This is a genomic window from Pseudonocardia sp. ICBG1034 (assembly GCF_020131375.1).
GTDB classification, from domain to species: domain Bacteria; phylum Actinomycetota; class Actinomycetes; order Mycobacteriales; family Pseudonocardiaceae; genus Pseudonocardia; species Pseudonocardia alni.
The window spans coordinates 928,990-952,294 of sequence record NZ_JAHLEK010000015.1; the positions used below are offsets into that span (position 1 = coordinate 928,990).

General features: G+C 75.2%; 23 protein-coding genes. 14 read left to right on the forward strand and 9 right to left on the reverse strand.

Translation table 11 applies throughout. The annotated features are described in order from the left end of the window. Nucleotides 1–6: 6 nt before the first annotated feature. Together tsaB and rimI are read left to right on the forward strand one after the other, a co-directional pair. Nucleotides 7–696 carry a tRNA (adenosine(37)-N6)-threonylcarbamoyltransferase complex dimerization subunit type 1 TsaB gene (gene tsaB / locus KPF22_RS06110; protein WP_208823131.1) on the forward strand — a complete coding sequence of 230 codons (690 nt, stop codon included), beginning with the start codon at nucleotides 7–9 and terminating at the stop codon, nucleotides 694–696. Next, nucleotides 693–1,184, forward strand: a complete 492-nt coding sequence (gene rimI / locus KPF22_RS06115; RefSeq protein ID WP_208823129.1) for a ribosomal protein S18-alanine N-acetyltransferase — start codon at nucleotides 693–695, stop codon at nucleotides 1,182–1,184. The genes tsaB and rimI overlap by 4 nt, the downstream gene beginning before the upstream one ends. On the opposite strand, the gene KPF22_RS06120 is transcribed toward rimI, so the two are convergent. Together KPF22_RS06120 and KPF22_RS06125 are read right to left on the reverse strand one after the other, a co-directional pair. Then, nucleotides 1,163–2,074, reverse strand: coding sequence for an aldo/keto reductase (locus KPF22_RS06120; protein WP_178376002.1), 912 nt, complete (start codon nucleotides 2,072–2,074; stop codon nucleotides 1,163–1,165). The two genes, rimI and KPF22_RS06120, sit on opposite strands and share 22 nt — an antisense overlap. An 18-nt stretch (nucleotides 2,075–2,092) precedes the next feature. After that, on the reverse strand, nucleotides 2,093–3,685 hold the full coding sequence (locus KPF22_RS06125) for an alkaline phosphatase (protein WP_224401441.1): 1,593 nt from the start codon (nucleotides 3,683–3,685) through the stop codon (nucleotides 2,093–2,095). A 279-nt stretch (nucleotides 3,686–3,964) separates the two neighbouring features. On the opposite strand from KPF22_RS06125, the gene groES reads away from it, so the two are divergent. Both groES and groL read left to right on the forward strand, forming a co-directional pair. After that, the gene (gene groES / locus KPF22_RS06130) at nucleotides 3,965–4,255 is read left to right on the forward strand and encodes a co-chaperone GroES (RefSeq protein WP_020623960.1); all 291 of its coding nucleotides are present in this window, start codon (nucleotides 3,965–3,967) and stop codon (nucleotides 4,253–4,255) included. Between the two features lie 119 nt (nucleotides 4,256–4,374). Beyond that, complete coding sequence (groL, locus tag KPF22_RS06135) at nucleotides 4,375–5,997, forward strand: chaperonin GroEL (protein WP_178376004.1); 1,623 nt, start codon at nucleotides 4,375–4,377, stop codon at nucleotides 5,995–5,997. A gap of 117 nt (nucleotides 5,998–6,114) precedes the next feature. Here groL and KPF22_RS06140 read toward each other — a convergent pair whose 3' ends face one another. Then, entirely contained in the window at nucleotides 6,115–6,456 is a 342-nt protein-coding gene (locus KPF22_RS06140; protein WP_073576856.1) for a WhiB family transcriptional regulator, read from the reverse strand. Nucleotides 6,457–6,540: 84 nt separating this feature from the next. Here KPF22_RS06140 and KPF22_RS06145 point away from each other — a divergent pair, with 84 nt between their 5' ends. From KPF22_RS06145 to KPF22_RS06160, 4 genes are all read left to right on the forward strand, one after another. Then, nucleotides 6,541–7,596: a hypothetical protein gene (locus KPF22_RS06145; protein WP_224401442.1), complete on the forward strand. Its 1,056-nt coding sequence runs from the start codon at nucleotides 6,541–6,543 to the stop codon at nucleotides 7,594–7,596. Between the two features lie 202 nt (nucleotides 7,597–7,798). Next, entirely contained in the window at nucleotides 7,799–8,395 is a 597-nt protein-coding gene (locus KPF22_RS06150; RefSeq protein WP_010225624.1) for a response regulator transcription factor, read from the forward strand. A 777-nt stretch (nucleotides 8,396–9,172) separates the two neighbouring features. Beyond that, nucleotides 9,173–9,748 carry a sigma-70 family RNA polymerase sigma factor gene (locus KPF22_RS06155; protein WP_062397752.1) on the forward strand — a complete coding sequence of 192 codons (576 nt, stop codon included), beginning with the start codon at nucleotides 9,173–9,175 and terminating at the stop codon, nucleotides 9,746–9,748. After that, nucleotides 9,741–10,946, forward strand: a complete 1,206-nt coding sequence (locus KPF22_RS06160) for an anti-sigma-D factor RsdA (protein WP_208823121.1) — start codon at nucleotides 9,741–9,743, stop codon at nucleotides 10,944–10,946. Before KPF22_RS06155 ends, KPF22_RS06160 begins: the two co-directional genes overlap by 8 nt. Nucleotides 10,947–11,025: 79 nt before the next feature. Here KPF22_RS06160 and KPF22_RS06165 read toward each other — a convergent pair whose 3' ends face one another. After that, nucleotides 11,026–11,418, reverse strand: coding sequence for a DUF5319 domain-containing protein (locus KPF22_RS06165; RefSeq protein ID WP_374107484.1), 393 nt, complete (start codon nucleotides 11,416–11,418; stop codon nucleotides 11,026–11,028). A gap of 165 nt (nucleotides 11,419–11,583) precedes the next feature. Between KPF22_RS06165 and guaB the strand changes: the two genes are divergently transcribed. Both guaB and KPF22_RS06175 read left to right on the forward strand, forming a co-directional pair. Beyond that, nucleotides 11,584–13,095: an IMP dehydrogenase gene (guaB, locus tag KPF22_RS06170; RefSeq protein WP_178376007.1), complete on the forward strand. Its 1,512-nt coding sequence runs from the start codon at nucleotides 11,584–11,586 to the stop codon at nucleotides 13,093–13,095. 50 nt (nucleotides 13,096–13,145) lie between these two features. Further along, nucleotides 13,146–14,270 (forward strand): GuaB3 family IMP dehydrogenase-related protein, encoded by a 1,125-nt coding sequence (locus tag KPF22_RS06175; protein WP_208823117.1) that lies wholly within the window; start codon nucleotides 13,146–13,148, stop codon nucleotides 14,268–14,270. Between the two features lies 1 nt (nucleotide 14,271). Here the strand turns inward: KPF22_RS06175 and KPF22_RS06180 are convergent, their stop codons facing one another. Further along, nucleotides 14,272–14,766 carry an FBP domain-containing protein gene (locus KPF22_RS06180; RefSeq protein ID WP_073576428.1) on the reverse strand — a complete coding sequence of 165 codons (495 nt, stop codon included), beginning with the start codon at nucleotides 14,764–14,766 and terminating at the stop codon, nucleotides 14,272–14,274. Between the two features lie 97 nt (nucleotides 14,767–14,863). Between KPF22_RS06180 and KPF22_RS06185 the strand changes: the two genes are divergently transcribed. Then, nucleotides 14,864–15,298, forward strand: a complete 435-nt coding sequence (locus KPF22_RS06185; protein WP_145983100.1) for a hypothetical protein — start codon at nucleotides 14,864–14,866, stop codon at nucleotides 15,296–15,298. Between the two features lie 3 nt (nucleotides 15,299–15,301). Here the strand turns inward: KPF22_RS06185 and KPF22_RS06190 are convergent, their stop codons facing one another. After that, nucleotides 15,302–16,243, reverse strand: coding sequence for a hypothetical protein (locus KPF22_RS06190; RefSeq protein WP_208823114.1), 942 nt, complete (start codon nucleotides 16,241–16,243; stop codon nucleotides 15,302–15,304). A 155-nt stretch (nucleotides 16,244–16,398) separates the two neighbouring features. Here KPF22_RS06190 and guaA point away from each other — a divergent pair, with 155 nt between their 5' ends. After that, nucleotides 16,399–17,949: a glutamine-hydrolyzing GMP synthase gene (gene guaA, locus KPF22_RS06195; RefSeq protein WP_208823112.1), complete on the forward strand. Its 1,551-nt coding sequence runs from the start codon at nucleotides 16,399–16,401 to the stop codon at nucleotides 17,947–17,949. A gap of 155 nt (nucleotides 17,950–18,104) precedes the next feature. On the opposite strand, the gene KPF22_RS06200 is transcribed toward guaA, so the two are convergent. Beyond that, the gene (locus tag KPF22_RS06200; RefSeq protein WP_208823111.1) at nucleotides 18,105–18,311 is read right to left on the reverse strand and encodes a hypothetical protein; all 207 of its coding nucleotides are present in this window, start codon (nucleotides 18,309–18,311) and stop codon (nucleotides 18,105–18,107) included. Continuing rightward, nucleotides 18,304–19,545 carry a PspC domain-containing protein gene (locus KPF22_RS06205; RefSeq protein WP_224401443.1) on the reverse strand — a complete coding sequence of 414 codons (1,242 nt, stop codon included), beginning with the start codon at nucleotides 19,543–19,545 and terminating at the stop codon, nucleotides 18,304–18,306. Before KPF22_RS06205 ends, KPF22_RS06200 begins: the two co-directional genes overlap by 8 nt. Before the next feature lie 304 nt (nucleotides 19,546–19,849). Between KPF22_RS06205 and KPF22_RS06210 the strand changes: the two genes are divergently transcribed. Next, entirely contained in the window at nucleotides 19,850–21,169 is a 1,320-nt protein-coding gene (locus KPF22_RS06210; RefSeq protein WP_374107485.1) for a PspC domain-containing protein, read from the forward strand. Next, on the forward strand, nucleotides 21,166–21,870 hold the full coding sequence (locus KPF22_RS06215; RefSeq protein ID WP_062397730.1) for a response regulator transcription factor: 705 nt from the start codon (nucleotides 21,166–21,168) through the stop codon (nucleotides 21,868–21,870). Before KPF22_RS06210 ends, KPF22_RS06215 begins: the two co-directional genes overlap by 4 nt. 23 nt (nucleotides 21,871–21,893) lie before the next feature. On the opposite strand, the gene KPF22_RS06220 is transcribed toward KPF22_RS06215, so the two are convergent. After that, nucleotides 21,894–23,303: a hypothetical protein gene (locus KPF22_RS06220; RefSeq protein ID WP_224401445.1), complete on the reverse strand. Its 1,410-nt coding sequence runs from the start codon at nucleotides 23,301–23,303 to the stop codon at nucleotides 21,894–21,896. Nucleotides 23,304–23,305: the final 2 nt, after the last annotated feature.

The window sequence follows — 23,305 nt, forward strand, 5'->3', positions numbered from 1 at the left end:
GCGGGCGTGCTGGTACTGGCCCTCGACACCGCGACGACCGTCGTCACCGCCGGTCTCGTCGACCTCGGCCCCGACGGCGGGCCGCGGACCCTCGCCGCCCGCGCGCACGACGGCCGCCGCCACGGCGAGCTGCTGATGCCCGCGGTCCGTGCGCTGTGCGCCGAGGCGGGCCACGCGCTCGCCGAGGTCGGGGCGGTGGTCGTCGGTGCCGGTCCGGGCCCGTTCACCGGGCTGCGGGTCGGGATCGCCTCGGCCACAGCACTCGGCCACGCCCTCGACGTGCCGGTGCACGGCGTCGTCACCCACGACGCCCTCGCCTGGGGGCTGCACACCGGCGGGAACCTGCTGGTCGTCACCGACGCCCGGCGCACGGAGGCCTACTGGGCCGCCTACGACGCGTCCGACCCCGCCGACGCCCGCTCGGTCCGCAGGCTGACCGGCCCGGCCGTCGAGGCCCCGGAGGCGCTGGCCGCGCGCCTGGACGAGCTGGCGATCGGCACCGTGGTCGGCGATCCGGCGTTCGCCCGGCGGCTCGGCCGCGAGATCGACGGCCCCGGCGCACCGACCGTCGACGGGCTGGTCGGCGTCGCCGCGGCGGACCTGCTCGCCGGCCGGGCCCCCGCCCCGGTCGAGCCGCTCTACCTGCGCCGCCCCGACGCCGCCCCGCCGACCGGCCGCAAGCGCGTCACCGCGTGAACGCCACCGTCTCGCTGGGCCCGCTGTACCGGGCCGACGCGGTGCGCTGCGCGGAGCTGGAGGAGATCCTGTTCCCCGGGGACGACCCGTGGAGCGCGCAGGCCTTCCGCGACGCCGTGTCCTCCGGCCAGCTCTACCTCGCCGCCCGCGCCGGTGACGAGCTGGTCGGCTACGCCGGGCTCGCCGTCGTCGCCGGGCCGCCGATGGCCGAGGCGGAGGTGCACACGATCGGCGTCGACCCGGCCTGGCAGGGCCACGGCATCGGCCGCGCGCTGCTGCGGGGGCTGCTCGCCGTCGCCGACGAGCTGGCGGCCACGGTGTTCCTGGAGGTGCGCACCGACAACGTCCCGGCCCGCACGCTGTACGAGAGCCACGGGTTCACCGTGGTCGGGCTGCGCAGGCGCTACTACCGGCCGTCGATGGCCGACGCCCACACGATGCGCCGCGACCGCGTGCGGAAGGCCGCTCAGGACGTCGCGGACAGGTAGGACAGCAGGCGCAGCTCGTCGTCGGTCAGCTCCAGGGTGAGCATCGGCAGCAGCTGTTCCAGCTGTTCGACGGTGCGTGCGCTCGCGATCGGCGCGGTCACCGCGGGCTGCGCGGCCAGCCAGGTCAGGGCGACCGCCGGGACCGGGACGCCGTAGCCGGCGGAGATCTCGTCGAGCCCGGCCAGCACGGCGCGGCCGCGGGAGTCCAGGTACGCCGCCGCGCCCTCGGCGCGCGGGCCCTCCGGGGCAGGGGAGTCGGGCCGGTACTTGCCGGTCAGGAAGCCCTTGGCCAGCCCGTAGTACGGGTGGACGGCCAGCTTCTCCGACTCCGCGAGCGGGGCCAGACCCGCCTCGAAGGCGTCGCGCTCCATGAGGTTGTAGTGCGGCTGGATGGTGCTGAACGCGGTCAGCCCGTCGCGCGCGGAGATCTCCAGCGCCGACCGCAGCCGCTCCGGGGAGAAGTTCGACGCGCCGACCTCGCGGACCAGTCCCTCGCGGACCAGGGCGTCGAACGCGTCGAGGGTCTCCTCCTGCGCGGTCGCCTCGTCGTCGCGGTGGGCGTAGTAGAGGTCGATCCGGTCGGTGCCCAGGCGGCGCAACGAGTCCCGCGCCGCGGCCGCGACGTTCTCCGCCGACAGGCCCTCGCGGCCGGGCAGCGCGCCGACCTTCGTCGCGAGGTGCAGCGCGTCGCGGTTGCCGCGGGCGGCCATCCACTCGCCGAGGATCGTCTCGGACTCGCCGCCGGAGTTCCCCGGTGCGCGCCACATGTAGGAGTCCGCGGTGTCGATCATCCGTCCGCCGGCGGCGACGAACGCGTCGAGGACGGCGAACGAGGTCTCCCTGTCCGCCGTCCAGCCGAAGACGTTCGCGCCGAGAACCAGGTCAGCCACGCGTCCGAACCTACTCCGCTACAGCGGTCGCAGGCCCGGCCGCCGGTCCTCGGTCACGAACCGTCCGCGGGTCTGCACCGGGGCGCCCGGCCGGCTCACGAACGGCACCACCTTGAACCCGGCCTCCATGCGGTCCGCGGTGAACCGGGTGCTGACGTAGCCGCGGCGGTTGTTGTGGAACCGGATGTGCGGGTTCTCGGCGAGGACGGCGTCGGAGCCGTTCTGCTTCTCCGAGCCGTCGCCGCCCGAGGTGATCGAGCTGGACACCAGCTCGGTCCCGACCACCGGCGAGGCGGGGTCGTCGAAGCGGCGCTTCACGTCGGCGCCCCAGTGCGCGTGCACATCGCCGGTGAGCACGACGAGGTTGCGCGCGCGGCCGCGCTGCGTGGCCGCGGTCCAGGAGTCGACGACGCGGTCCCGGGAGCCGGGGTAGCCGTCCCACGCGTCGGGGTTGAAGCCGCGCCCGGCGCCCGGGGTGAAGTCGACCTGGGAGAAGAACACCTGCTGGCCCAGCACGTCCCAGCGGGCGCGGGAGCGGGCGAAACCGTCGGCGATCCAGCGTTCCTGCGCCGACCCGGGCAGCGAGCGGGCCGGGTCGGTGCGTTCCGCGCAGTCGCTGCGGAAGGTGTCCCCGCAGGGCTGGTCGCCGCGGTACTGGCGGGTGTCGAGCATGTGGAAGGTGACCAGACCGCCCCAGCCGACGCGGCGGTAGAGCCGCATGGACGCACCGCGGGGGCGCTGGGCGGCGCGCAGCGGCATGTTCTCCCAGTAGGCGCGGAACGCGGCGGTCCTGCGGGCGGTGAAGTCCCCGGGCGGGTCGAGCGGGAGCTCCCGCACGTCGCCGGCCCAGTTGTTCTCGACCTCGTGGTCGTCGAACACGACGAGCCAGGGCGCGGCCGCGTGCGCGGCCTGCAGGTCGGGGTCGGCGTGGTACTGGGCCAGTCGCTGCCGGTAGCCGGCCAGCGTCGTCGTCTCCGGGCCGGCGTGGTCGCGCACGTTCCCGCCGGGCGCGACGTAGTCCTCCGCCGGGTACTCGTAGATGTAGTCGCCCAGGTGCAGCAGCACGTCCGGGCGCTCCTCGGCCATCCGCCGGTACGCGGTGAACCACCCGTGCTCGAACTGGGAGCAGGAGGTGAAGGCCATGTGCACCGGCGCCATCGACGCCGGCGGGGGCGCGGTCCGGGTGCGGCCGGCGTCGGAGACGGTGCGGCCCACGCGGAAGCGGTAGTGGTAGTCCCGGCCGGGGCGCAGGCCCGGCACCTCGACGTGCACGCTGTGGCCCGCGTCCGGCCCGGTGCGGACCCGGCCGCGACGCACGACCCGCGTGAAGCGCTCGTCGTCGGCGACCTCCCACTCGACGTCGGTGGCGCGGTTCCCGAGCCCGCCCAGGCCGTCCTCGGCGACGGGGTCGGTGGCGAGCCGGGTCCACAGCACGACCGAGGTCGGATCGGGTTCCCCGGAGGCGACGCCGAGCCCGAACGGGTCGCCCGGCGGCCGGGCCGGGGCGGGTCCGGGCGCCGCGGCGGCGGCGCCGGGCAGCAGGGGTGCGGCGGCGGTGACGGCGGCGGCGGTGAGTCCGGCGCGCAGCAGCGAACGGCGGGAGGTGACCACGATGTGCAGTGCAACGCTCCCGATCGAGTGACACCGGGCCGCCGGCCGACGAGCACGTGAACAACGGGCGACGACCGGGAACTCCCGACACGCCCGAACGGCGCGGTTGAGCCCCCGCTCGGCTTCTGGCACTCTCATGGATAGAGTGCCAACGCGCGCGGCGGACGACCTCCGCCCCGGCACCCGCGACGGCGGGGCGGGAGTCGCCACGTGCGCGCTGCTGACACCGCTAGAGAACCCGTGACACCGGATTCACCCCAGGAAGGGGAGGTCATCGTCGTGGCGAACATCAAGCCGCTCGAGGACAAGCTCGTCGTCCAGGCCAGCGAGGCGGAGACCACCACCGCCTCCGGCATCGTCATCCCGGACACCGCCAAGGAGAAGCCCCAGGAGGGCAAGGTCCTGGCCGTCGGCCCGGGCCGGGTGGACGACAACGGCAACCGCGTCCCGCTCGACGTGGCCGTCGGCGACGTCGTCATCTACTCGAAGTACGGCGGCACCGAGGTCAAGTACAACGGCGAGGAGTACCTGATCCTCTCCGCGCGCGACGTGCTGGCCGTCGTCAACTGACGCGAGGCACCGCCTGACGTACCGCCCCGGGTGGTCCACCCTCACGGGTGGCCCGCACCGGGGCGGTCGCGTCTCTCCCCCGAGAACCCGAGTATCCCGAGAGGCAGCGAGAACAAGACATGGCGAAGCAGATCAGCTTCGACGAGGAGACCCGTCGCGCGCTCGAGCGTGGCGTGAACCAGCTCGCCGACGCGGTGAAGGTGACGCTCGGCCCGCGCGGCCGGCACGTCGTCATCGACAAGAAGTTCGGCGGCCCGACCGTCACCAACGACGGCGTCACCATCGCCCGTGAGGTCGACCTCGAGGACCCGTACGAGAACCTCGGCGCGCAGCTGGCGAAGACCGTCGCCACCAAGACCAACGACGTCGCGGGTGACGGCACCACCACCGCCACCGTGCTGGCGCAGGCGCTGGTCAAGGAGGGCCTGCGCAACGTGGCCGCCGGTGCGGCGCCGTTCGCGCTGGGCCAGGGCATCGCCGCGGCCTCGGCCAAGGTCTCCGAGGTGCTGCTGGCGAAGGCCACCCCGGTCGACGCCAAGAGCCACATCGCGCAGGTCGGCGCCATCGCCTCGCGCGAGCAGGAGATCGGCGACCTGATCGCCCAGGCGATCAACACCGTCGGCAAGGACGGCGTGATCACCGTCGAGGAGGGCTCCACCCTCTCGACCGAGCTGGAGATCACCGAGGGTCTGCAGTTCGACAAGGGCTACCTGTCGCCGTACTTCGTCACCGACTCCGAGTCCATGGAGGCGGCGCTCGACGACCCGTACATCCTGCTGCACCGCGACAAGATCGGGTCCATCCAGGACCTGCTGCCGCTGCTGGAGAAGGTGCTCGGCGAGGGCAAGCCGCTCCTGATCATCGCCGAGGACGTCGAGGGCGAGGCGCTGTCCACCCTGGTCGTCAACTCGATCCGCAAGACCGTCAAGGTCGCCGCGGTCAAGTCGCCGTTCTTCGGTGACCGCCGCAAGGCGTTCATGGACGATCTCGCGGTCGCCACCGGCGGTCAGGTCATCAACCCCGAGGTCGGCCTGAAGCTGAACGAGGCCGGGCTCGAGCTGCTGGGCCGCGCGCGTCGCGTCGTCGTCACCAAGGACGCCACCACGATCGTCGAGGGCGCCGGCTCCAAGGCCGACGTCGAGGGTCGTGTCGCGCAGCTCAAGCGCGAGATCGAGGAGTCCGACTCCGACTGGGACAAGGAGAAGCTCCAGGAGCGCCTGGCCAAGCTCTCCGGCGGCGTCGCGGTCATCAAGGCAGGTGCCGCCACCGAGACCGCGCTCAAGGAGCGCAAGCACCGCATCGAGGACGCCGTCGCGGCGACCCGTGCGGCGGTCGAGGAGGGCATCGTCCCCGGCGGCGGTTCCGCGCTGGTGCACGCCGCGGCCGAGCTCGAGGGCGGGCTGGGTCTGACCGGTGACGCCGCGACCGGTGTCGCGATCGTCCGCAGGGCACTGTCGGCGCCGCTGTTCTGGATCGCCGAGAACGGTGGCGACGAGGGCGCGATCGTCGTGTCCCGCGTCGCCGAGGGCGGCTGGGGGACCGGGTACAACTCGGCCACCCGCTCCTACGGCGACCTGCTGGCCGACGGCGTCATCGACCCGGTCAAGGTGACCCGGTCGGCGGTGGAGAACGCCGCGTCCATCGCGCGCATGGTGCTGACCACCGAGAGCGCCGTGGTGGACAAGCCGGAGAAGGCCGACCCGGCCCCGGCCGGTGGCCACGGGCACGGTCACGGTCACTGATCCGGTCCGAGCACGACGACGGCGGGCGACCCTCGGGTCGCCCGCCGTTGTGCGTTGCGGGGCAGGAAGTGTGTGCCGTCCGGCGGGAGATGGGAGCCCCCGCGGGTCGGGGCCCTCTCAGGCGGTGTGAACGGGAATTTCCACCGGCTGGACGGTCGCCTCGGCGGCGACCTTGAGCGTGCGGCGCGGACCGCGGATGATCGCGTCCCGCTCGGACTCGGACAGGCCGCCCCAGATGCCGTAGGGCTCGTGCACCTTCAGTGCGTGCTCGCGGCACTGCTGCACCACGGGGCACTCCGAACAGACCTGCTTCGCTCGGGTCTCACGACGGGCCCGGGCGGGACCTCGCTCACCCTCGGGATGGAAGAAGAACGCGCTGTCCATCCCCCGGCAGGCTCCCTCCATCTGCCAGTCGTAGATGTCGGCGACCGGGCCGGGAAGCCTCCGGATGTCCGCCATGTTCGTCACCTGCCTTCGCTATCGAACCTGACGACGCTCAGATTCCCTGGCCATGGCGGCCGCAAACCTGATTCGAGGTGAACGATGGTGCACGTCCGACAGGGTGGTGCACGGCGGGCGCCGTCGGCGGAGGTCCGGGCCCTGCTCGCCGGGGCGGCGACGGACCGGGAGGTGGCCGCGGCGGCGCGCCCGGACGGGCCGGCGGAGCTGCGGTGGGCGGCCGCCGTCGCCCGGGGCGGCTCCGGGCACTACGCGGCCGCGGCCGCGCTCCTCGACGGGGTGCGCCGCGACCCGGCGACCGGGGTCGTGCCGCGGGCGCACGCGACCGTCACCCGGGCCTCGCACCTGCGCCAGCTCGGCGGGCACCGCGCCGCGGCCGCACTCGACGGCGCCGCGCTCCGGCTGGTGCTGCCGGGCGCGGTGACCCCGGGCGACCCCGGGCCGTGGGGCCTCGGCCGCGCCGCGGCCGTCGCCGACGCGCTGACCGGGCTCGCCGCCGACGCGCTCGGCCGCCTCGACGCCGCGACCGCCGCCGTGCTGCTGCGCCGGGCCGGGCCGTGGTGCGGCCCGCACGGCCACCGCACCCGGGTCCGCCACGGCTGGGTGACCGCGGAGACCGCACTGGTCGCGGGCGACCCGGCCGCGGCGCTCGCCGCCGCCGACGAGGCGCTGGCCGGGGCGCGGGCGCTCGGGTCCGCGCGGCACGTGCTCAAGAGCCGCCTGGTCCGGGCGGTCGCCGCCGGGGTGGCGGGGCACGACCCGGCGGACGTCGTCGCCGAGCTGGACGCGGTGGCCGCGGACGCGCTCGTGCACGGACTGCTACCGCTGCACCGCCCCGCGCTGCTCGCCCGGGCCGACCTCACCGGGCCGGGACCGGGGCCGGACGGAGCACCGGACCCCGCAGGAGGTGGTCCGGATGCCGTACCCGCTCGGCCGTACCGCGGGCGCCGCGGGGCCGATCGGGCGACGCCGGAGGCCGGTTCCGGACCGGTCGCCGGAGCGCGACACGCCGGAGCGTCACCATTCGATACGCGCAGTCGCCGAGCGGATGCGGAGGGTCGCCGACATGCGGTGTTGCACACGGTGAGCGTCCTCTATACGCGAAGTGACCGTAGCGGGCGAGAGCTGCTGCGGGAGTAGTGCCCGGAGCCGGGCCCGGACGATGTACCGTACGGACTACTCCATTCGGCGACGCTTCACCCACATGACGCTGATGCACGTGGGTCAGAGCGCCGAACGGAGGGCACAAAATCGCCCCGACCGTGTCAAGGTGAGAGTGTCACCCGCCGATTCGGAGGGTGAAGAATCACCCGGCTGCAGGAAGCTGCAGGAAGGAATCGTCGTGACGACGGTACTCATCTGCGACGATCGTCGCAGCGTCCGCGAGGGACTGACTCGCGTCATGTCCGCGGTCCCGGGGGTCCAGCGCATCGACTGCGTCGCCCACGGGGACGAGCTCCTCGCCCGCTACGCCCGCCAGTCCGTCGACGTCGTCCTGGTCGGGACGCAGCGTGCTGTGCCCACCGGGGTGGAGGCCACCCGGCGACTGGTGGCCGCCCACCCGCAGGCCAACGTCATCGTCTTCGGAGCCCCGGACGACGCCGGCAGCATCGCCGCCGCCATCGCCGGTGGGGCACGCGGTTACCTGCGCTGGGACGCCTCGCGTCCCGAGCTGGTCGCCGCGCTGGCGCACACCCTGGCCAGCACCTCGGTGCCGACCCCGCGCGTGCCCACCGACCCGGGGGTCCAGCTCACCGAGCGCGAGCTCCAGGTGCTGCGCGGGATGAGCCAGGGCAAGAGCAACGGCCAGATCGGCCGCGAGCTTTACCTCTCCGAGGACACCGTGAAGACCCACGCCCGCCGGCTGTTCCGCAAGCTCGGCGTCCGTGACCGCGCACAGGCCGTGGCCCACGGCTTCCGGCGCGGCCTGGTGTCCTGACCGGGTCCCCACCCGGAACGGCACGAGAACGCACCACCGAGCGACCGACCCCGAACCGGCCGCTCCACCCACCCATCCGCGGGTGGGCATCGTGAGCCGGACCGACCCCCGCGGTCCGGCTCCACGCCCGGACATCCCCGTGTCCGGCCCGCGCACCCGGGCCGCTGCAGACCCCGCGGCCCGCACCCGGGACACCACGCCCGGGACCCCCACCCCGACCGGCTCCGGCCGGTCCCGCGCCCCGGTGACGGGACGCCGGTCGTGCTCCCCGCGGCCGGACCCCGCCGGGGCGGACGACGGATCCGCCGGACGCCGTAACCGTCCGCCCCCGATCGGCCCTCGTCCGACGAGCGGTCGGAGGGACGCCGGGAATCGTCATCCGGCGTCCCTCTCGTCCCTGGTGTCACATCCGTCGCCGCAGCCCCGCGGTCCCGGCGGCGACCCGTCCGGACTCCGCGCCGAACCGGGCGCGACCCGCGCCGGGCGGTCCACCGCCGGTGATCGGGCACGGACGATCTTCACTGCGTCCGGTGACCGCAAATCTGCGGTGGGTGACGAACCGCTCGCCGACCGTGGCCGCCCCGTGGACGTGTTCCGGTGCGGCCCCGCGCAACCCGGAACAGTGCACGATCGTCTGATCTGGCATGGAGCGACTCCCGTCGGCGAGCCCCGCTCGGATACGGTGGATCCGAGCCGATCCCACCTGCGCGGACGCGGGTTGCCTCCACGATCGGATGACACTGCTGGAAGCTCGTAACGCCTGGGCGGTTCCCCACGATGAGTGAATCAAGAGACGTTCCCGACGAGTGGATCGAAGCGGCCATGGCCGGCGATCGGTCCGCGGTCGAGCGCGTTCTCGCCATGATTCGGCCCCTCGTCGTGCGTTACTGCCGCGCCCGTCTGGGGACCGACCGAGGGTCCGTCTCGGCGGACGATGTCGCCCAGGAGGTCTGCGTGGCCGTGCTCACGGCGTTGCCGGGGTATCGGGTGCAGGGTCGCCCGTTCCTCGCCTTCGTCTACGGCATCGCGTCCCACAAGGTCATCGACGCGCACCGGGCTGCGTCCCGGAACCGCTCGGAACCGATGGCCGACGTGCCGGACCGCATGGAGTCGTCCGACGGTCCGGAGTCCCGGGCCCTGCAGGTGGAACTGTCGGAGGAGATGTCCAAGCTCCTGGAGATCCTTCCGGACAAGCATCGGGAGATCATCGTGTTGCGCGTGGTCGTGGGCCTGTCCGCGGAGGAGACCGCGGCGGCCGTCGGCTCCACCCCGGGCGCCGTCCGCGTCGCCCAGCACCGGGCGCTGGCCCGGCTGAGGAAGATGATGAGTGAGGAGGTGGTCCGGGATGCGTGACCAGGGTCCGCACGGTCCGGGCTTCCCCCCGCCGTCCGGTGAGGGCTGGGAGCGCCCGCCCGCGCCGGTGACGCGTGGCCGCTTCGGCGAGCCCCGCCCTCCCCGTACCAACGGCCACACCAACGGCCACTCGCAGCCGCTCGGTCACCGGGGTCACCCGGTGCCGTTCGACGGGCGCACCGTCCCGCAGCCGGTCGTGCCGCGGCACGCCGCCCGCGCCGACGAGTGGGACGACCTCGACGGCGTCGAGGACGACGGCCCGATCGACCTCGTCGAGCTCCAGGCCGACGACGAGCTGATCAACGCCCTGTCCTCCGGGCTCGGCGTGTCCGGCCCCGGCCGGCGCGGCTACGACGTCGACGACCACCTGGCCGCGATGCTCTCGTCCTGGAAGGACGAGGTCGAGCGCGACCCGATCCCGCAGCTCCTCGACACCGACGAGGCCGTGCAGATCCTGCAGCCGGCGAAGCCGTCGCGGAAGGTCTCCTTCCTGCGTCCGCTTGTCGCCGCCGCGGCGGTCGCGGCGTGTGCGCTGGCCGTCGTCTCGATCAGCGCGCACGAGGCCGAGCCGGGCGACGCCCTGTGGGGTGTCTCCCGGGTGCTCTACAGCGAGCGCGCCGAACAGGTGCAGGCCGCGACCACGCTGCGCGAGGGCATCGAGCGGGTCAACGCCAAGCTCGCCGCCGGGGACACCGTCGGTGCGCAGCAGGAACTCGCCGCGCTCGGACCGCTGGTGGACCGCACCGCGCCCGACCTGCGCAACGACTTCGAGCAGCAGAACCGCTTCCTGAGCCAGAAGGTCGCCGAGACCCCGCCGGGCACGCCGACCGACCCGCGGTCGCCGCTGCGCGACGGGACCCCGGCCCCGCCGCCCCCGGTCTCCGAGGGCGACGAGGACGCCCCGGCGCCGGACCCGCGTCCGACGCAGGGCGAGACCACCCCGGGCGGCCCGACCTCCCCGGAGGGCACCACCGACCCGTCCGTGCTGACCGGGCCGGGTGAGACCTCGCCCACGACGTCGCCGTCGCCGTCGGAGACCTCGCCGACGACGGAGGGCCAGGCGGACCCGACGACCCCGACGACGGCGCCCACGACCCGGCCCACCGCGGCCGGGGAGGGGCAGGCCGACCCGTCGGACGACACCACGGCCACGCCGTCGTCGACGACGACCGGTGCGGTGAGCAGCACGCCGAACTGACGCGGTCCGGCACGCAGCACGGCGACGGGCCCCGGAGGATCTCCTCCGGGGCCCGTCGTGTGTCTCGGGGGTGCCGCGCTCAGTCGGCGAGGGTCGCGTCGGCGTACCCGCGGCAGTACTCCCACGTGACGTAGTGCGCCGGGTCCGGGTCGTAGGCCGGCTCGTGCGGCCGCATCCGGCCCTCGTCGAGCAGCTGCTGCAGGCTCGCGCGCAGCAGGTTCCACTCGTGGAAGTGCTGTTCGCCGCAGTCCGCGCAGTCGACGACGATCCCGCGGACGCCACGGCCCGCCAGCAGCGCCTGGTACACGGCGAGGTCCGCCAGGTCGGCCAGGATCTCGCCGCGGTCGGTCTCGTTCAACGGGGGGACATCGGAGTCACCGGAACCCGGCCACGCGCCGTCACCACGGTCGTCATAGGCCTGCATGGAGAGCGCAGGGTCATCCGGGTCTCCGGCGAACGGGTCCGGTGGCAGCGCCTCTGGTGACACGGCGTACACGGTACCGGTGCAGGAGGGTCGGGCCCCGGCCCACCCCGGGGTGGTGGACGTACGATGGCGGCCTGCGGCGGGAGCCCGCCGTCAGCGTCGACCGCACCGCCTCGACAACACTGCTTCGACCGCAAGAGGAGCCCCGGAGAGATGACGAGCGAGATGGGCGGCCTGCCGGACAAGTTCGCGATGCTCGGCCTGACCTTCGACGACGTGCTGCTGCTGCCCGCCGAGTCGGACGTGATCCCCAGCTCGGCCGACACGTCGAGCCAGGTGACCCGCCGGGTGCGGGTCCAGGTGCCGCTGGTGTCGTCCCCGATGGACACCGTCACCGAGTCCCGGATGGCCATCGCGATGGCCCGCGCCGGCGGTCTCGGCGTGCTGCACCGCAACCTCTCCCCGGACGCCCAGGCGGCCCAGGCCGAGGTCGTGAAGCGGTCCGAGGCCGGCATGGTGACCGACCCGGTGACCTGCAGCCCCGACGCGACGCTGGCCGACGTCGACGCCCTGTGCGCCAAGTTCCGGATCTCCGGTGTGCCGGTGACCGACGAGACCGGCCGGCTGGTGGGGATCATCACCAACCGCGACATGCGCTACGAGGTCGACACCGACCGGCCCGTGTCGGAGGTCATGACCCGCGCGCCCCTGGTGACGGCCAAGGTCGGCGTCACCGCGGAGGCCGCGCTGGGCCTGCTGCGCCGGCACAAGCTGGAGAAGCTGCCCATCGTCGACGGCGACGACATGCTGCGCGGCCTCATCACGATCAAGGACTTCAACAAGACCGAGCAGTACCCGCTGGCGACCAAGGACCCGGACGGGCGGCTCGTCGTCGCCGCCGCGGTCGGGGTCGGCGACGACGCCTACGCCCGCTCGATGCAGCTCGTCGAGGCCGGTGTGGACGTCCTGATGGTCGACACCGCGCACGGCCACTCCCGCCGGGTGCTGGAGACCGTCGCGAAGCTGCGCGCCGAGGTCGGCGACCACGTCGACGTCGTCGGCGGCAACGTCGCCACCTACGAGGGCGCCAAGGCGCTCGTCGAGGCGGGCGCGGACGCGGTCAAGGTCGGCGTCGGGCCGGGCTCGATCTGCACCACCCGCGTCGTCGCCGGGGTCGGCGCCCCGCAGATCACCGCGATCTACGAGGCCACCCGGGCGTGCGCCCCGGCCGGCGTCCCGGTCATCGGCGACGGCGGCATCCAGTACTCCGGTGACGTCGCCAAGGCCATCGCGGCCGGCGCGTCGACGGTCATGCTGGGCTCGCTGCTGGCCGGCACCGCGGAGTCGCCGGGTGAGGTGGTCCTCGTCGGGGGCAAGCAGTTCAAGACCTACCGCGGGATGGGCTCGCTCGGCGCCATGCAGGGCCGTGCCGGTGCCGCGGGCCGGTCCTACTCCAAGGACCGCTACGCCCAGGACGACGTGCTCAGCGAGGACAAGCTCGTCCCCGAGGGCATCGAGGGCCGGATCCCGTTCCGCGGGCCGCTGTCCTCGGTGGTGCACCAGCTCGGCGGCGGGCTGCGCTCGGGCATGGGCTACGTCGGCGCGCAGACCATTCCGGACCTGCAGCAGGCGCGCCTGGTGCGGATCACCGCGGCCGGTCTCAAGGAGAGCCACCCGCACGACATCACGATGACCGTCGAGGCCCCGAACTACGCCGCCCGGTAGTCACGGGGGCCCCAGCACCATCCTGAGCAGCGCCGCTTAGGGTGGTGCCCGTGCGTGACCTCGTGGAGATCGGGATGGGCCGGGAGGCCCGTCGTGCCTACGACCTCGACCAGATCGAGATCGTCCCGTCGCGGCGGACCCGCAGCTCGAAGGCCGTCTCGACGGCCTGGCAGCTCGACGCCTACCGCTTCGACATCCCGCTGATGACCCACCCCACCGACGCGGTGGTGTCGCCGGACTCGGCGGTGCGGATCAGCGAGCTCGGCGGGCTGGGGGTGCTGAACGCCGAGGGCCTGTGGGCCCGGCACGCCGACCCGAAGGGCGCGCTGGAGCGTGTCGTCGCGGCGGCGACCGGCGATGAGCCGGACTCCGCGGTGGCGCTGCTGCAGGAGCTGCACCAGGCCCCCATCCAGCAGGACCTGATCACCGAGGCGCTGCGCCCGCTGCGCGACGGCTCGCACACGGTGGCGGCGCGGGTCAGCCCGCAGCGCGCCCGTGAGCTCACCCCGGCGCTGCTCGCCGCGGGCGTCGAGATCCTCATCGTGCAGGGCACGATCATCTCCGCCGAGCACGTCTCGGACGACGAGCCGCTCAACCTCAAGGACTTCATCGCCGAGCTGGACGTCCCGGTCGTCGCCGGCGGGGTGGGGGACTACCGCACCGCGCTGCACCTGATGCGCACCGGCGCCGCCGGCGTCATCGTCGGGTACGGGCAGTCCACCTCCACCACCACCGACGAGGTGCTGGGGGTCGGGGTCCCGATGGCGACCGCGATCGTCGACGCCGCGGCGGCCCGCCGTGACTACCTCGACGAGACCGGCGGCCGGTACGTGCACGTGATCGCCGACGGCGGCATCGGCACCTCCGGTGACATCGCCCGCGCCGTGGCCTGCGGCGCGGACGCGGTCATGCTCGGCGAGCAGCTGGCCGAGGCCGCGGAGGCCCCCGCGGGCGGGCTGTACTGGACCTCGTCGGCGGCGCACCCGTCGCTGCCGCGCTCGGAGGTCACCGGCCTCGCGCGGTCCGGGCGGACCCTGGAGCAGGTGCTGTTCGGGCCGACCGACAGCCCGTACGGCACGACGAACCTGTTCGGCGCGCTGCGGCGGGCGATGGCGAAGACCGGCTACTCCGACCTCAAGGAGTTCCAGCGGGTCGGGCTGAACCTGCGTACCTGAGTCACCCCTCGGCGGTCACGGCCGCCACGAACTCCGCGGCCCGCTCCCGCAGCCCGGCCCGTCGCTCGTCGACGGTCGTGCCGGGGGCGGGCTTGAGCGCCGCCGTCGCCGTCTCGACGCGGACGTGCTCGGCGCAGGCCAGGTCGGCGCAGATGTAGGTGCCGACGGTGTCGCCCTGGCGCCCCTTCGCACCGCGGCGCGGGGCGGCGAACAGCGCGACGCCGCCGACGGTGTGGGTGGTCCGGCACAGCGCGCACATCGCCGCCGCGCGGGTGGCGCCGGTGGCGGCGCGCAGCACGACGCCGGCCGGGCCGTCGTCGGTGGGGACCAGCAGCACCCCGCGGTCGGGGGCCTTCGGGTCACGCCAGCCGCGGACGTCGTCGAGCCGGTCGGGGTCCAGGTCGCGGACCCACGCGGGCAGGACCATCCGCGTCGCCTCCCCCTTGGAGCAGTTGGTGAGGGCGCGGCGGATCCGGGTCTCGGTCGGGCTGGTCACGGCGGGCCACGCTAGGCGCCCGTCGCCGCGGGGGTCGAGCGGGTTTCGCGCGGTAGGTTCGACGGCGACGCCGTCGTCAGCCAGGAGGAGCCCGCCGATGAGCCGCCCCACCGCCGGAGCCGCCATGGGCGGTGGACGAGCCTTCGTCGACGCGACCGGGACCCCGGTGCCGCTGCGCGGACCGGTCGTGCGGGTGGTGGCGACCGACCCCCGGGTGGGGGAGCTGCTGCTGGAGCTGGGCGCCCAGCTGGTCGGCTGCGCGGGGACGCTCGACGGCGTCGACGCGGTCGGCGACGACCGCAGCCCGGACCCGCAGGCGGTGCGGGCGCTGCGCCCGGACGCGATCGTCACCGGGACCGCCGACGGCCGGTACGACCTGGCCGACCCGGCCCTGCTCGGACGGCTGCGCGACATCGCACCGACGGTCGCCGTCGACCTGGGGCGCCGCGCCGCGAGCGCCGCGGACCTGCGGGCGCTGCTCGGGTCGGTGCAGCCGCCGCCGCTGCGCTCGCGCGGGCGGCACGAGGACTGAGGCTCAGCCCGCCAGGACGGCGCGGACGCGGTCGGCGACGGTCGTCAGGTCGTCGCGCACCAGGTTCGCCTGCGCGGTGAAGACCGACAGCTGCGACGGGTCCAGCGCGAGCGCCCCGGAGGTCCCCGCGGTCGCGGCGGCGGTGCCGTGGTCGAGCAGCGCGGTCCAGGACGTCTGCGCGACGGCGTCGGGCACGGCGTCGTAGGCCCGTGCGGCGTCGATGGCGGCCTGCAGCCGCCCGCAGGCGACGGCGAGCGCCACCGCGTCCTGACGGCCCGCGGCGTCGGCGACGCGGGTGAAGCCGTCGCCGATCGCGGTGAGGTGGGTGAGCCCGCCGTTGTCGCGCCAGGCGGTCATCGCGACGACCGGGTCCCCGGCCCACAGCCCGGTCCCGGCGGCGGACCCGACCAGCGACGCCGCGACGGCCTGCGGCAGCGGCGGGCCCTGCGGCACCGTCGGGCCGGAGGCGGTCACGGTCCGCGGGGTGGGCAGCGGCGAGGTCGCCGACGGGGTCATGATCAGGCCCGCGGCGGCGATCGCCGCGGTGCCGGTCGCGGCGGCGCACAGGAACACCGGCAGGATGCGGGCCCGGAACGCGCGGGCCCGGGGGACGACCGGGGCCCCGGGAACCGGCTGTGCGGACTCCCGGACCGGCTCCGCGACCGCGGGCTCGTCGACGGGGGTTGCGACGGGTGCCTGTGCGGGGGTGACCGGGGCCGGGGTCCCGCCGAGCAGCCCGGTGGTGCCGAGCGCCCCGAGGCCCAGCGCGTCCACCCCGAGCGCGCCGGTGCCGAGCGTGCCGGCGGCCGGGCGGGTCTCCTGCTCCGGCGCGGGGCGCTGGGCGGGGACGAGCGGCGCGGCGGTCGTGGTGGTGGCGCCGTCGACGGCCGGGTCGGCGGGGGTGTCGCCGGTGCCGGTGGTGCGGCCGGTCGGGGTGGTGGCCATCGGGGTGCCTCCAGGTCGTACGGTGCCGTCCTCCCCCCATCGGAGCAACCGGGCCTCGCCGTTACGCCGTACCGCCCGCGGCCGGCGGGGATCATCAGGATCGAGGAGACGGTACGGACGACGGGTGACCTGGATCGCCCGTTTACCCTGGTCGTGTGCAGACCCCGACCGTCCTCGTCGTGGACTACGGCGCCCAGTACGCGCAGCTCATCGCCCGTCGCGTGCGCGAGGCGGACGTCTACTCCGAGATCGTGCCCGCGTCCCTGCCCGTCACCGAGATCGTGGCCCGCGAGCCCGCCGCGGTGATCCTCTCCGGCGGCCCGGCGAGCGTGTACGCCGACGGGGCCCCCGCGGTCGACCCGGCGCTGTTCGAGGCCGGCATCCCGGTGTTCGGCATGTGCTACGGCTTCCAGGCGATGGCCCGGGCGCTGGGCGGCGAGGTCGCCCACGACGGCACCCGCGAGTACGGCCGCACCGAGGTCGCGCTGACCGGTACCCCCGGCACGCTGCACGAGGGCCTGCCCCGCACGCACCCGGTGTGGATGAGCCACGGCGACTCGGTGACCGCCGCCCCGGCGGGATTCACCGTCACCGCGTCGACCGACCGGGTCGCGGTCGCCGCGTTCGAGGACACCGACCGGCGTCTGGCCGGCGTGCAGTACCACCCCGAGGTCGGGCACTCGCCGCACGGCCAGGAGGTGCTGCGCCGGTTCCTGCACGACATCGCGGGCATCCGCCCGTCCTGGACCACGGCCTCGATCATCGACGAGACCGTCGAGGCGATCCGTGCCCAGGTCGGTGACGGCCGCGCGATCTGCGGGCTGTCCGGCGGGGTCGACTCCGCCGTAGCCGCCGCGCTCGTCCAGCGCGCCATCGGTGACCGGCTGACCTGCGTGTTCGTCGACCACGGGCTGATGCGGTCCGGGGAGCGCGAGCAGGTCGAGAAGGACTTCGTCGCCGCCACCGGCGCGACCCTGCACGTCGCCGAGGCCGCCGACCGGTTCCTCGACGCGCTCGCCGGGGTCACCGAGCCCGAGCAGAAGCGCAAGATCATCGGCCGGGAGTTCATCCGGGTCTTCGAGACGGCCACGGCGGAGGTGGTCGCCGACCACCACGTCGGGTTCCTGGTCCAGGGGACGCTCTACCCCGACGTCGTCGAGTCCGGTGGCGGCGACGGCACCGCGGTGATCAAGAGCCACCACAACGTCGGCGGTCTGCCCGACGACATCGAGTTCGACCTGGTCGAGCCGCTGCGCGCGCTGTTCAAGGACGAGGTCCGGATGGTCGGTGCCGAGCTGGGGCTGCCCGAGGTCATCGTCGCCCGCCAGCCGTTCCCCGGCCCCGGCCTGGGCATCCGGATCATCGGCGAGGTCACCCGGGACCGGCTGGAGACGCTGCGGGCCGCGGACGCGATCGCCCGCGAGGAGCTGACCGCGGCCGGGCTGGACCGGGAGATCTGGCAGTGCCCGGTGGTGCTGCTGGCCGACGTCCGCAGTGTCGGTGTGCAGGGCGACGGCCGCACCTACGGCCACCCGATCGTCCTGCGCCCGGTGTCCAGCGAGGACGCGATGACCGCGGACTGGACCCGGCTGCCCTACGACGTCGTCGAGCGGATCTCCACCCGGATCACCAACGAGGTGTCCGAGGTCAACCGGGTCGTCATCGACGTGACGAGCAAGCCCCCGGGCACCATCGAGTGGGAGTGACCGGGGCCTGACGTAACAGGGGCGGGGCCGATGTCTCGGCCCCGCCCCGGCCAGCCCGGGCCTCGCGGTGTCCGACCCCCGTCGGACACCGCTGCCACGCGGGCGGCGGCGGGTCCGGCGGCGCTCCCCAGCCCGCCGGCTCCCGTGATGACCCTTTAGTCGTCCGATGTGGCCCGGGAGTTACGCACGCTCGCCATCAGGAATGCGATCCCGGCCACAACGGCGGTCCCGGCGAGCACCCAGCGCAGGTCGACGACCTGCCACGGGGCGATCCCGAGGACCCCGCACACCGCGACCAGCAGCGACAGGACCCCGGCGACGAGGGCGAACGGGTCGGCGCGACGGGCGAGCGAGCTATCCACGGGTGACCTCCACGGTTCCCAGCTCGGCCCGCAGGTCGAGCTCCAGCACCCGGCCACCGGGTCCGTCCGGGCCGGGGTCGTTCACGGTCAGGTCCACGTCCTGCCCGCTGCGGGTCTGCCCGTCGACGGTCAGGTCGCCGGTGCCCACCGAGCTGCGGACGAGCAGGTCGGCGTCGCGCGGGACGCGGATCTCCACCGCGCCCGCGCCGACCTCGGCCCGGGTGCGGACCGGTCCGGTCGCGCCGGGCGTCGCGGTGAGGTCGAGGCGGGTCAGGTCGAGCTGGACCGAACCGGTGCCGCGCCGGTACTCCGGGGCGAGCTGCGCGACGGTCGCGGGGGCCTCGACGGTCTCCCCGACGCCGCCGCGCACGGCCCAGCCGTCGGGTCCGACGGCGTCGTTGAGCGGGATGGTGGCCGCCGTGACCAGTGCGAGCAGCACCGCGAACGGCACCAGCCAGCGTCCGGCGCGCCGCAGCGCACCGACGACCAGCCCGATCCCGACGACGGCGAGCGCGGCCCCCGGGACGGCCGAGGCCGGCACCGCACCCGGTGCGGCCAGGGCGAGCACCCCCACCATCCCGGCGACGACGAGCGACACGGCCAGCGTGATCGGTGTGAGCGTCGAGCGGGGCGCCGGGGGCGGACCCGGCTCCGGGCCCGGTTCGGGCAGGTCCCAGGCGAACGGTGCGGCGCCGAGCGGGTCCCAGGCCGGTGGCGTCACCTGCGCCACGGTGGGGGCGTGCGGGTCCGCGACCCACGGCACCACGGGTGTCGGCGACGCGGCGGCCTCCCGGGCCCCGGGCCGGTTCCCCCGGGTCACGTGCAGCGCGACGAGCAGCGCGACCGTGACGACGGCGGGGATGACGCGGTCGGCGGACAGCACCAGCGGGACGGCCAGCAGCGCGGCCAGGACCAGCAGCGTCACCGACAGCGCCGAGGACGGTCCGCTGCGTGTCGGGACCGGGCTGCCGGGCGGGCCGGCGTCCGGCAGGACCGCGCAGCCCGCCAGATAGAGCGGGATGCCGGGGCCCACGATCGCGGCGACGACGAACCCGACCCGGACCAGCGTCGGGTCGATCTCGTAGCGGCGCGCGATCGCGGCGGAGACGCCGGCGAGCTTGCGGTCGTCGCGCGGACGCAGGGGCCGGGAGTCCCACATGTCGCGCATGGTGTTCCGGGCCGTCGACGACGCCGACGGTGGTCGGCCGCTCCCGGGCAGCTGCGTCTGGTTCATGGCGTCGAGCCTGCCGTCCGGGCGGGCCCCGGCGTCTCGGGGACAACCCCGAGAGGACCCCGGTCCCGATCCGGAGGGGATCCGGCGCGGGTCGTGTGACGATGGGGTCGTGAACAGCTCGGACCCCTCGACCGGTACCGCACCGGGGTCGGCGGACGCGCCGACGCGGCCCACCGCCGCTCCGTGGGCGGCCCCGTCGCCCGGTGTCGCGTCGCCCGGTGCCGCCCGGCCCGGTGCCGCCGCACCCGGGGCGACCGAGTCCGGAGCCGACGGGCCCGGGGCCGACGGGGGACCGGGGCCGACGGTGCCCGTGCCCGCCGGCCCGGTGCCCCCGCCGCCCGGAGACGCCGTCTCCCCGCGGCCGGGCGGCCCGGTACCGCCGCGCCCCGGTGCACGCGTCCCGCTGACCCGGCGCCGCTCCGGCCGGATGGTCGGCGGCGTCGCGGGCGGGGTGGCCGACCACCTCGGCGTCGACGTCCGCTGGATCCGGGCGGCCTTCGTCGCGCTGACCTTGCTCGGCTGGGCGGGGGTCCTGGCCTACGGCCTGCTGTGGGTGTTCCTGCGGCAGGAGGCCGCCGTCGTCGAGCGGACCGTCACCCGGTCCGAACGCCTGCAGGCCGCCGGGCTGCTGACGCTGGGGCTGGGGTTGTCGCTGGTCGCGGCGACCTCGGGTTCGGCCGTGCTCGGCTGGATCGCCGGCCCGCTGGGGCTGGCGACGGTCGGTGCGGCCGTCGTGTGGCGGGAGGCCGACGAGGCGCAACGACGGCGGTGGGCGCGCGACGCCCGCAGCCGCGTCACGGGCGGTCGTGCGGCACTGGCCCGCACCGTGCTCGGCGCCGCGCTCGTCCTGACCGGGCTGGCGGTGTTCCTGCTCGGCAACCTGGACCTGAGCCAGGTGCGGTTCGGGATCCTCGCGGCGCTGGCGACGCTGCTGGGCGTCGCGGTCCTCACCGTCCCCTGGTGGGTACGGCTGGTGCGCGACCTCGGCGAGGAGCGCCGGGCCCGCGCGGTCGCCGCCGAGCGCGCCGAGATCGCCGCGCACCTGCACGACTCGGTGCTGCAGACCCTCGCGCTGATCCAGCGCCAGTCCGGCGACCCGCGCGAGGTGCAGCGGCTGGCCCGCGGCCAGGAGCGGGAGCTGCGTGCCTGGCTCTACGGGCCGGGCGGGCGCGCCCGGGGCGGCGGCGGCAGCCCGGACGCGGTGGGGACGCTGCTCTCGGCGGCGATCACGCGCGTCGCGGGCGAGGTGGAGGACACCTACGCGGTGGCCGTCGGCCCGGTGCTGGTCGGTGACGCCGAGCTCGACGACGACCTGCGCGCCCTGGTCCTGGCGGCACGCGAGGCGATGGTGAACGCGGCGAAGCACTCGGGGACGTCCGAGGTCGACGTCTACGTGGAGGTGGAGCCCGCCTCGGACGAGGGTCCGGGCGCGGCCGAGGTGTTCGTGCGGGACCGCGGCACCGGTTTCGACCCGGATGCGGTGTCCGACGACCGGCACGGCCTCGCGGACTCGGTGCACGCCCGGATGCGCCGCCACGGCGGCACGGTCCGGATCCGCACCGGGGCCGGGGAGGGTACGGAGGTGCGGCTGTCGATGCCGCTGACGGAGAAGGAGACGGCATGACCACCGCCGACGCGCCGGGGACACCGGCCGGTCCGGACGACACCGGTATCCGGGTCTACCTGGTCGACGACCACGCGTTGTTCCGGTCCGGCGTGCGCGCCGAGCTGGACCGTGGCGACGGGCGCAGCCCCGTCCTGGAGGTCGTCGGTGAGGCGGGCTCCGTCGACGAGGCGGTGGCCGGCGTCGGGCACCTCGCGCCGGACGTGGTGCTGCTCGACGTGCACATGCCCGGCGGCGGGGGCGCGGAGATCCTGCGCCGGGCGCGCGCGGCGGGCACCGAGTCGGTGTTCCTGGCCCTGTCGGTGTCCGACGCCGCGGAGGACGTCATCTCGGTGATCCGGTCCGGCGCCCGCGGCTACGTCACGAAGACGATCTCGGGCCGGGACCTCGCCGACGCCGTGCGACGCGTACGGGCCGGTGACGCGGTCTTCTCACCACGCCTGGCCGGGTTCGTGCTGGACGCGTTCTCCGACCGGCCGGGTGCGGCACCGCCGGTGGACCCGGAGATCGACCAGCTGACCAAGCGGGAGCGGGACGTGCTGCGGCTGCTGGCCCGCGGCTACGCCTACAAGGAGATCGCGAAGGAGCTGTTCATCTCGGTGAAGACGGTGGAGACCCACGTGTCGAGCGTGCTGCGCAAGACGCAGACGTCGAACCGGCACGAGCTGTCCCGCTGGGCTTCCGACAGGAGGCTCGTGTAAGCGGCGTCGTCGTGGGTGGGGCGTCAGCCGCCCAGCAGCCCGCCCGCGCCCTTCGTGACGCCGCCGAGCACCCCGCCGACCGGCTCGGTCACGCCGGACAGGGCGCCCCCGACCGGCTCGGTCACCGTGCCGGCCACCTGCCCCACGGGCTTCGTGACGGCCTGCAGCGGCTGGGTGGCGTCCGAGGACGAGGAACCGGTGTCCGCGGTGGCCTTCTTCGCGGAGGTGTCGAGGAGCCCGGTGACCGGCTCGGCCGCCTTCAGGACCGGGCCGGTGAGCGGCTCCGTGCTCCTGAGGACGGGCTCGGTGACCGGCGACAGCGCGCCGAGCACCGGCGTCGTCACCGGCTCGAGGGTGTCGGTGAGGGGCCGGGTGACGGGCTTGACCGCGTTCGTCACCGGGCGGACGGCCTCGGTCACGGGGGACACGGCACCGCCGAGGGTCTTCCCGACCGGTGCCGCGGCCTGCGCGACCGGGGCGACGACGCCACCGACGGCGTCCCCGACCGGGCGGACGTTCTCGGTGACGTCCTGGATCGGGCCGGTGCTGGTCCCGCCGCGCGACGGCGAGGTGCCGGTCACGGGCTCGAGGATGTTGCCCGCGGACGGCCGGTCCGGGTTGTTGATCGGGGCGACGATCGGGGCGAGCGGCGAGCCCGTCCCACCGGAGCCGCGCGGAGCCGGGACCGCCGGCGACGACGGGGACCCGGTGCCCGGGTTCCCGGTCGAGGGCGAGGTGGGCGTGCGGGGCGCGGGGACCGCGACGGCGGGCCCGCCGGCGGTGCCCGGGGTGCGGCCCGCCGCGACGGCCTGCGCCGGCTGCTGCGGACCGAAGGCGACGGCCATCCAGTCGGTGGCGCCGGGGGCGGTCGCGGGCGCGTCCGGCAGCGGCGAGCTCAGCGCCACGTTCGCCGGGAGGTACTGGGCGGGCAGCGTGTCCGGGGTGTCGCCCGCGGTGGGCAGGCCGAAGCCGGGGAACAGGCCGTCGGCGGCGGCGCGCGCGTCGGAGTTCTCGGTGCCGACGCCGTTGTAGAGCGCCGCGCCGAGCACGGAGCCCGCGGCGAGCAGCGCGCCGGCGACCACACCGGCACGACGGCGACCCGACACCTGACGGCCGGTCCAGCCGTCGGCGCCGGCCGCGGCGCGGGGCTGCGGGAGGTCGATGTCCCCCCAGCCGCCCGGGGCACCCGCGGCGGCGATGTCACCGGCCGACGCGGCGTCGGCGGCCGCGCCGTCGGCCACCGGGGGACGCCCCTCACGGCGCAGCAGGTCACCGACGGACAGGACGGGCCCGGTGAGCGGACCCGCGCCGTCGGAGGACGCGTGGGATGCACGCGAGTGACGCGCCAGCAGTTCGGCGACGCTCACCACGTCGCGGGGCCCGGTGGCGCCGGGGGCGCCGGGGAGCGGGGCTCCGGCAGGTGTGTCGGTCACGG

Coding starts and splice junctions, on each gene's coding strand:
- KPF22_RS06160 (WP_208823121.1), top strand. CDS start 9,741: ATGCGTGACCAGGGTCCGCACGGTCCGGGCTTCCCCCCGCCGTCCGGT.
- guaB (WP_178376007.1), top strand. CDS start 11,584: ATGACGAGCGAGATGGGCGGCCTGCCGGACAAGTTCGCGATGCTCGGC.
- KPF22_RS06205 (WP_224401443.1), bottom strand. CDS start 19,545: ATGAACCAGACGCAGCTGCCCGGGAGCGGCCGACCACCGTCGGCGTCG.
- KPF22_RS06155 (WP_062397752.1), top strand. CDS start 9,173: ATGAGTGAATCAAGAGACGTTCCCGACGAGTGGATCGAAGCGGCCATG.
- groL (WP_178376004.1), top strand. CDS start 4,375: ATGGCGAAGCAGATCAGCTTCGACGAGGAGACCCGTCGCGCGCTCGAG.
- KPF22_RS06215 (WP_062397730.1), top strand. CDS start 21,166: ATGACCACCGCCGACGCGCCGGGGACACCGGCCGGTCCGGACGACACC.
- KPF22_RS06190 (WP_208823114.1), bottom strand. CDS start 16,243: ATGGCCACCACCCCGACCGGCCGCACCACCGGCACCGGCGACACCCCC.
- KPF22_RS06185 (WP_145983100.1), top strand. CDS start 14,864: ATGAGCCGCCCCACCGCCGGAGCCGCCATGGGCGGTGGACGAGCCTTC.
- KPF22_RS06140 (WP_073576856.1), bottom strand. CDS start 6,456: ATGGCGGACATCCGGAGGCTTCCCGGCCCGGTCGCCGACATCTACGAC.
- KPF22_RS06145 (WP_224401442.1), top strand. CDS start 6,541: ATGGTGCACGTCCGACAGGGTGGTGCACGGCGGGCGCCGTCGGCGGAG.